General features: G+C 71.6%; 4 protein-coding genes and 2 pseudogenes. All 6 read right to left on the reverse strand.

Going from position 1 to position 7937, the window contains the following annotated elements; genetic code table 11:
• Positions 1-196 precede the first annotated feature (196 nt).
• Positions 197-688, reverse strand: a pseudogene (locus ACZ4UU_RS33250) (methylated-DNA--[protein]-cysteine S-methyltransferase); the annotation flags it as partial.
• Between the two features lie 2 nt (positions 689-690).
• Positions 691-2091 carry a bifunctional transcriptional activator/DNA repair enzyme AdaA gene (locus ACZ4UU_RS33255; RefSeq protein ID WP_471907099.1) on the reverse strand — a complete coding sequence of 467 codons (1401 nt, stop codon included), beginning with the start codon at positions 2089-2091 and terminating at the stop codon, positions 691-693.
• Positions 2092-2255: 164 nt separating this feature from the next.
• The gene (rsgA, locus tag ACZ4UU_RS33260; RefSeq protein WP_471907086.1) at positions 2256-3407 is read right to left on the reverse strand and encodes a ribosome small subunit-dependent GTPase A; all 1152 of its coding nucleotides are present in this window, start codon (positions 3405-3407) and stop codon (positions 2256-2258) included.
• Positions 3408-4069: 662 nt separating this feature from the next.
• Positions 4070-4477: pseudogene (gene rsgA / locus ACZ4UU_RS33265) on the reverse strand (GTPase RsgA); the annotation flags it as partial.
• 258 nt (positions 4478-4735) lie between these two features.
• Positions 4736-6226 (reverse strand): cellulose binding domain-containing protein, encoded by a 1491-nt coding sequence (locus ACZ4UU_RS33270; RefSeq protein ID WP_471907087.1) that lies wholly within the window; start codon positions 6224-6226, stop codon positions 4736-4738.
• Between the two features lie 189 nt (positions 6227-6415).
• A complete protein-coding gene (locus ACZ4UU_RS33275) occupies positions 6416-7753 on the reverse strand; it encodes a radical SAM protein (RefSeq protein WP_471907088.1) in 1338 nt (445 codons plus the stop codon).
• Positions 7754-7937: the final 184 nt, after the last annotated feature.

Below are 7937 nucleotides of genomic sequence, written 5' to 3' on the forward strand. Positions count from 1 at the left end.
GGTCGCTCCCGCCGGTACCGTGCTCGCCACCGGATCCGCCCTCGGCGGGACCCCGACGCGGGCGAGGGCGCGATCCGGATCGCCCTGCGGAAGGGCGGCTCGGCGTTGATCACGGCACGCGGGGGGACCGCCCGGACCTGACGATGGCGCCGGTAGGGCCGAACGAGGAGGCGCCCTGGAAAAGAGAAGCCCCCGGGAGCCGGCCCTCCAGCGTGAGCAGCCGCACCTTGCGTTCGAGGCCGCCCGCGTACCCGGTCATCGAGCCGTCGGCCCCGATCACGCGGTGGCAGGGGCGGACGATCAGCAGCGGGTTGGCGCCGATCGCGCCGCCGACGGCCCGTACGGCGGCACGGGAGGCGCCGATCCGTGCGGCGATCTCTCCGTACGTCGTGGTCGCCCCGTAGGGAACGGTGTCGAGGGCGGCCCAGACCCGCTCCCGGAACTCACTGCCACCGGTGCGCAACTCCAGCTGGAACTCCTTGAGTTCACCCGCGAAGTAGGCGGCGAGCTGTTCCTCCGCGGCCCGGAAGAGCGCGGGGTCGTGCCGCCAGCCCTCCTGGACGGTACGGCCGCCCTTCTGGCCCGGCACGGAGAGGGAGGTCAGGGCGCCGGTGCCGGGGTCGGCGGTGAGCAGGAGCGGGCCGACGTGGCTGTCGACCTCGGTCCAGTGCGTGGTCGGGACGGTCATGGTTACTCCAACTCCCCTGCTGTGCGCAGGTGTTGCGATGCGTAGGAGCGCCAGGGGCGCCAGTTTTCCGGGGCGGTGACGCCGGGCGGTGCGACGTCCGGATCGCCGAGGGCACGGGTCCGGATGACGGCGACGGTACGGGCGTCAAGACCGGGCAGGGCGAGCAGCGCTCCCTCCGCCTCGTCCCGGTCCGCGCCCGGGTCCAGCCGTAGGTCGCCGTCGGCGAGGGCGGCGGTGAGCGCGCCCAGCGGGCCGTGCGGCTCGGCCTCGGCGAGGACGGCCGCCTCGGGGAACAGATGGGTCAGGCTGCCGCAGGGCGCGTCGAGCACCTTCCCGTACCGCCGGACCAGCACCTCGGCCCGCTCGGGCCCCACGAGCGTCCGTACGGCCAGTTCCTCGGCGTCGGCCGCCCCGGGTGACCGCAGCCCGGGCCGCGCGGCGACCAGCGGGGCGAGCCGGGGGTCTGCGCCGAGCCGCTCGTCGACGGCGTACGGGTCGGCGTCCAGGTCGAACAGTCGCCGCAGCCGGTGGACGGCTGTGGTCAGGTCACGGGGGTCGGTGAGATGCAGACGGGCGTCGAGCCAGCCGCCGGGGTGAGCGGCCCGCGCGTGGCGCCCCGCGCCGCCCGGCCGTTCCCGCACCGCGACGATGGCGGTGCCGTGGGGCAGCCGGAGGGTACGGCGGTGGACGCGGCGGCCGGGTGGGCCGCAGACGTCCTCGATGCCGGGGACGGCCTCGCGGGCCAGCAGGTCGAAGACGGCGCCGGCCTGGTAGGGGCCCCGGTGGGCGAGCCGCAGGGGGATCCCGGCCGACGGGGTGGCCGCACGCCGGGAGGGGCGGCCGGCGGTCGGCGCGGCGGCGCGCAGCTCGCTCGGGGTCGAGGCGTAGACGGCCCGGATCGTGTCGTTGAACTGCCTCACGGAGGCGAACCCGGCCGCGAACGCGATCTGGGTGATCGGCAGCTCGGTGGTCTGGAGCAGTACACGCGCGGTGTGCGCCCGCTGGGCCCGGGCGAGGGCCACCGGCCCGGCGCCGAGCTCGGCGGTCAGCTGCCGCTGCACCTGCCGGGGGCTGTATCCGAGCCGCGCGGCGAGCCCGGCGACGCCTTCCCGGTCGACGACGCCGTCGCCGATCAGCCGCATGGCCCGCCCGACCGCGTCGGCCCGTACGTTCCACTCGGCGGACCCGGGCACGGCGTCCGGCCGGCACCGCCGGCAGGCCCGGAATCCCGAGCCCTGCGCGGCGGCGGCTGTCGCGAAGAACCGGACGTTCGACCGCTTCGGCGTGACCGCCGGGCAGCTGGGACGGCAGTAGATGCCGGTCGTCTCGACGGCGAAGAAGAACTCGCCGTCGAAACGGGCGTCACGGCTCCGTACGGCCTCGTACCTGGTGTCTTCGTCCATCACACCGTCCAGTGTCCGCCCTCACCGAGGCATGGGCTGGCGGAAAACGGACACGGCGCTGTCCAACCGGCCCGTCCGGTGTCTGCGGACGAGGCCCGTTCAGCGCCGGAGCGGGGGTCCGGGGGCGGCGGCCCCCGGAGACGGCCACGCGGACGCCGGAACCGTCACTGCCAACGCCCCCGCTTCGCCTCCATCGCCGCCCTCCCCTCGGCACCCTTGCGCTTCCAGTCCCGCTTGATCTCGGCCCGTAGCCGGGCGTCGGTCTTGGCCACGATCCGCTGGTTCTCCCGCATCAGCTTCCGGTAGCTCTCCATCCGCCGTTCGGGCAGCTCACCGGCGTCGAGCGCGGAGCGCACCGCGCACCCCGGCTCGCTGTCGTGGGCGCAGTCGTGGAAGCGGCACCGCTCGGCCAGCGCCTCGATCTCCGAGAACACCTGGCCGACGCCGGTTTCGGCGTCCCAGAGGCCGACGCCGCGCAGCCCCGGGGTGTCGATCAGGACGCCGCCGCCCGGCAGGGCGAGCAGATTGCGCGTGGTGGTCGTATGGCGCCCCTTGCCGTCTACGTCGCGCGCGGCCCGGACCTCCATCACGTCCTCCCCGAGCAGCGCGTTCGCCAGCGTCGACTTCCCCGCGCCGGACTGTCCGAGCAGCACGGACGTACCGCCGGAGACGGCCGCGACGAGGACGTCGAGCCCGTCCCCGTCGAGCGCGCTGACGGTCAGCACGGGCACACCCGGCGCCGTGGCCTCCACGTCCTGCACCAGGTGCGAGAGCGTCACCGCGTCCGGCACGAGGTCGGCCTTGGTGAGCACGACGACGGGCTGCGCGCCGGACTCCCAGGAGTCCGCCGCGTTATGCAGCAGTGCCTCACCGTTCGAACTGGACATGGCGAGGGCCAGGAACCGCTCGATGCGCCCAAGGTCGAGTTCGACCGCGAGCGACACACAGATGACGACGTGATCGATGTTGGTGGCCAGGACTTGGCCCTCGGAACGCTTCGACGACGTCGATCGTACGAAGGCGGTGCGGCGCGGCAGCAGCGTCCGCACGTACCGCGGGTCGCTGCCGTCGGGGTCGACGGCGACCCAATCGCCCGTGCACACGACCTTCATCGGGTCACGCGGGACGACAAACTCGGTGTCGGCCCGGACGGTACCGACCGGGGTGATGACGTCGCACAGGCCACGGTCGACCCGGACGACGCGACCGGGCAGCAGACCCTGCTCGGCGTACGGAGCGAACTCGGCTTCCCAGCCCTCGTCCCAGCCGTAGACGGCGAGAGGGTGCGACGAAACCGAAGAAGAAGAGAAAGACAAGGGGTGACCCTTCACAAGGTGGCCCCGGCACAGCGCCCAATGGCGCAGGAGAAAAGTAAGGTCAGCCGGAGACCACGGAGGTGGACTGAATGAACTTCCGGATGCGGGCAGCGCCCATCTCAACGACAGCCATCGGTCACACCTCCCAAACCAAGCCAAGTCACCCGCGGCAACCTCCGGTCACCGCTCGAACGGCACTGACACTAGAGACAGTCAGGCCGCGCCGCCACCGAATTACGGCAACCCATGTGCGCGGGTCATTCCATGCCGTAGAGCGTCTCCAGGTCGACCAGTCGACATCGGCTGCCTCTGGGCAGCGTGGTCAGCGAGGTCATCCTCGACAGCCCCGTCTGGGTCCGCACGCAAGATGGCACAACGACACCGAGCCGCACCTCCTGCGCTTCCTCACCGACAAGTACAGGCCTGGAACCGTACTCTCCCGAAGCCTCCTGCAGCAGATCCGTCGTAACGGCCCCCACCTCAGCCCCATCGACCGCTTCAAAATCGGCCGCCCGCGCAAGAAGAAACACCATCCCGTACGCGATTGGCTGCTCCGCTTCCTTGCTCCCCGTCCCGCCGACGCATCGTTGCGCAACGGAATCGTCCCGACCGCCAGGGGCGCCATGCTCCGGCGTGGATAAGGGCCAAGCCGCTGTATGAGCCGCACCCGACTCCCAGGCCAGGGCCAGGAACCGTTCGATACGACCGAGGTCGAGCTCGACCGCCAGCGACACGGCGACGACGGCGTGGTCGACGTTGGCGGCGAGGATCTGCCCCTCGGACCGCTTGGAGGAGGTGGAGCGTACGAAGGCCGTACGGCGCGGGTTCCCGGCCGGTTCGACGGCGACCCAGTCACCGGTGCACACGACCCGCATCGGATCGCGCGGGGTGACGAACGCCGTGTCGGCCCGTACGACACCGTCGGCGGTGACGACGTCGCACTGCCCGCGGTCGACCCGTACGACCCGCCCGGGCAGCAGCCCTTCGGCGTCGTACGGGGTGAACGCGTCGGCCCAGGCGGAGTCCCAGCCGTAGGGAGCCAACGCGGAGAAGACAGAGGTGGAAGTCAACGGGTGACCCTTCACAAGGGTGGCCCCGGCAGCCGCGTGCACCGGACGCGGAGAAGGTGAGGTGTGATCAGCCGAGGGCCACGGAGGTGGACTTGATGAACTGGATGCGGGCAGCGCTCGTCGCAAAGACAGCCATCGGTCGACACCTCCTCACTCACGTCCGCTCGTCGGCGGCGGCCACCGGCCACCGCCCTGATCTTCCGTCACTCCAGCCCGGCCCCGGGAAGGCCCGTCAAACGGTTTTACGCGCGGTCGCGCTCAGCCGCAGTCGTGCCCGTTCAGCGTGAAGTCGTACGCCGGGGAGTTCTTGCCCTCCCGGGAGGCCAGGAACCCGAAGGCGAGTTCGCCGCCGGCGGGAACCGTCTTGTTGTAGTCCGCGGCGGTGGCGGTGACCCGGTCGCCGTTCTGGGCGAAGCTCGCGTCCCACATCTGGCCGACCTGCTGGCCGTCACGGAAGGACCAGGCGACCCGCCAGTCGTCGAGGGCGCGTTCGGTGGTGACGGTGATGGTGGCCTGGAAGCCGTCGGGCCATTCGTTGACCAGGTCGTAGTCGACACTGCACGTCACGGATTCGCTCGCGGACGGGTCCGGGTCGTCGTCCGCACCGGATGTGGCGGACGTGGACGACGTGGTGCCCTGCGGTCCGGGTCCCGGCTTCTTCGGGTCGGGCGAGTCCTCGGCGGCGGTGGCGCTGTCCGACGGGCCCGGGGAGTCCTCGGTGGGCCGGGTGGCGGCGGTGACCGGCAGGGTGAACCCGGGGTCGGCGACCGGCTGGCGGTCGGAGGGGTCACCGGCCGCCGTGCCGCCGTCGCCGGTGGAGCCGGCCGGCATGATCGACACCGCGAGGGCGAGCACGGAGACGAGGACGGCGGCGACGAGGAGGCCGTTGCGTACGACGCGTGCCTTGTGCGCGCCGGGGTTCGGCGGGCCGACGTCGACCGGGTCGGGTCGTCCGGCGCCGAGTCGCACCTCGGCGGCTCGGCGGCGGCGCTCCAGGTAGGCGAGGCCGCCCCAGCCGAGCACCCCGCCCGCGAGGGCCGCGGGCAGCCCGGAGCCGTTCAGCCGCAGACAGGCCGCGGCTTCGGCGCACTGGACACAGGTGGCGAGGTGGCGGGAGAGGTCGCCGGGGGCGTCGGCGCCGGTCGAGCGGGTGACGGCGTCGAGGAGGCGGGCGTAGCTCCGGCAGCGCGGGTCCATCGGTGTGTCGAGGTGGTTGCGCTGGCAGCGGTCCCGGAACAGGCCGCGGACCTGGGTGAGTTCCTCGGAGACGGTGGCCGGGTCGAGACCGAGCCGGCGGGCCACCCCGTGCAGCGGCAGCGCCTCCACCTCCGCCAGCCACAGCAGGGCCCCGTCCGGCTCCTGCATGTCGCGCAGTCCGCGCAGCGCGAGCGGGCGCTGGAGCGGGGGGCCGGTGTAGCGGGCGGCCTTCTCGGAGTTGAGCCACAGGCGAAGGTCGGGGTCGAGCTTGTGGCCCTGTCCGCTCTCCTCCCAGGCGGCCGCCGTGGCACGTACGGCGGTCAGCAGCAGGGGGATGCGGGGCAGGCGGGGCGGCCGGCGGCCGCTGCCGCGTATGGACCCGGCGTCGGAGTCGCGGGCCTCACGTATGCCGGTCGAAAACGCCTCCGTGGCCAGCTGGTTGGCCGCGGCGGAGCCGGCCGTGCACAGGTCGGAGTACGACAGCACGGCGTCCCAGCACTCGGAGAACAGCGCTGCCTCGGTGGCGTCCTGGGGAGTCGGCAGGTCGGGCATGAGTCTCCTGCATCCACATGCGAGGTCAACTCGCCATATTGGCGGTGGAGTTGGGGGAAACCTCGCGGCAGGACATGAGCCTTTCACGTTTCCGACACAACTGACAAGCGCCGTGTTCAGATGTCATGACAGACCGCGCGCCCTCACAACTCCAGCCACTTGTACGGACGCGGGCCCCGTCTGTCTCACCTACACCGTGGTGGAATTCTCCGCCGTCTCGGACTCCCGTGCCGGAAGGCTGTCCATGAAGGAGCTGACCGAGAACACCGCGCGGCCGGGGCCGGGCGGGCCGTAGCCGGGAGGCGAGGAGAGCCCGAAGTCCTCCATGGTCTGGCGGTAGGCCTGGAGCAGCCGGATGTGGTACTCCAGCGGGGCGCCCTGGGGGTTGGCCTTGCCGAGGGGGGTCGTGGGCTCGGGGCACCAGGTGGTGAAGCGGGGTGTGATGCCCTGCGACATGAAGAAGCGCAGGCCCTCGGTGGTGGACGCGATGGCCTCGTCGACCGTCTTGAACCCGAAGGGCTCGGCCATCTCGACGCCCGCCACGAAGTTGGGGATCACGTTGCGCGCGCCGAAGATCTCCGCCGAGTCGAGGATCCGCTTGTGCCACTCGTCGCGGCCGACGTAACGCTCCTTGCCCGGGCAGTACATCTTGAAGAGGTACTCGTCCCACACCTCGTAGTTCGGGTGGTAGATCTGCACGCCGTAGTCCTTGAACCGCTGCACGTCGTCACGCGGCAGCGCCTGCGCGACCACCTTCCCGATCCACCGCCCGGGGAAGCGCTCCTCGATGGCCTTGGCGTAGTGACCGTAGAAGTCGGCCTCGTCCCGGCCGGAGACGGTCTTGGTGATCGCGCCACCGGTGAGGGTGTAGGCGGTGGACGCCTTGGCCGTGTCGTACCGGTCGATGATCTCGAGCGCCTCCAGGACCTCCTCCACGTCCTTGACGCCCGTGTACGGCCGGCCCGCCGCCTTGTGCTGGCGCCAGTTGTGGTTGATGTCGCAGTACTGGCACTCCTCCTTGGCGCCGAAGTACTGGCACACCCGGAAGACGGTCAGATAGATCAGGTAGCCCCACTGGATGGTCGGGGCGACCTCCATGACGGACTTCCCGTTGGCGAGCTTGTGCCGGTAGTACTCCGGCATCGGGGGCACCCCGACGTCGGCGATGCGCTTGCCGTCGAGGTAGAGCCCGAGCATTCCGTGATCGTCCGCCGCGACCCGGTACGGCGACGACGGGTTCACGCGCACGGAGACGACGGTGCGCCGCAGGTCGTACGGGCCGCCGGTGAGGATGATCTCCTCCGGGGGGCGCCGCAGCGCGGCCTCGCCGAGCTCGGGGAGGGTGCCGTGGTCGAAGGAGAAGATGAAGTACGACTTCGGCTTGACCTCACCGCCCTCGTTGTCGCTGAGGGCGGACGGGTCGAAGGCCACGCCGCCCCGGAGCAGGTCCTCCTTGAAGACGGCTTCCCGCGGAACGTGCGGGAATCGCTCCATCAGATCCTCGACCAGTGCGGTGCGGCTGCCCATCCGTAATCTCCTCCCGGCTCAGGCGTACGACTCCTCACGGTATGCCCCTGCCCGGACGTGCGCGGCGCCGGGTCCCCTTCGGGATGTTCCTCGCCCCCGCCGCCCCTACCCGTCCCATCCTTCTGGGGCTCCGCCCCAGACCCCGCTCCTCAAACGCCGGAGGGGCTGGATATTCAGCCCGTCC

It is taken from the genome of Streptomyces sp. NPDC028907 (genome assembly GCF_055564995.1).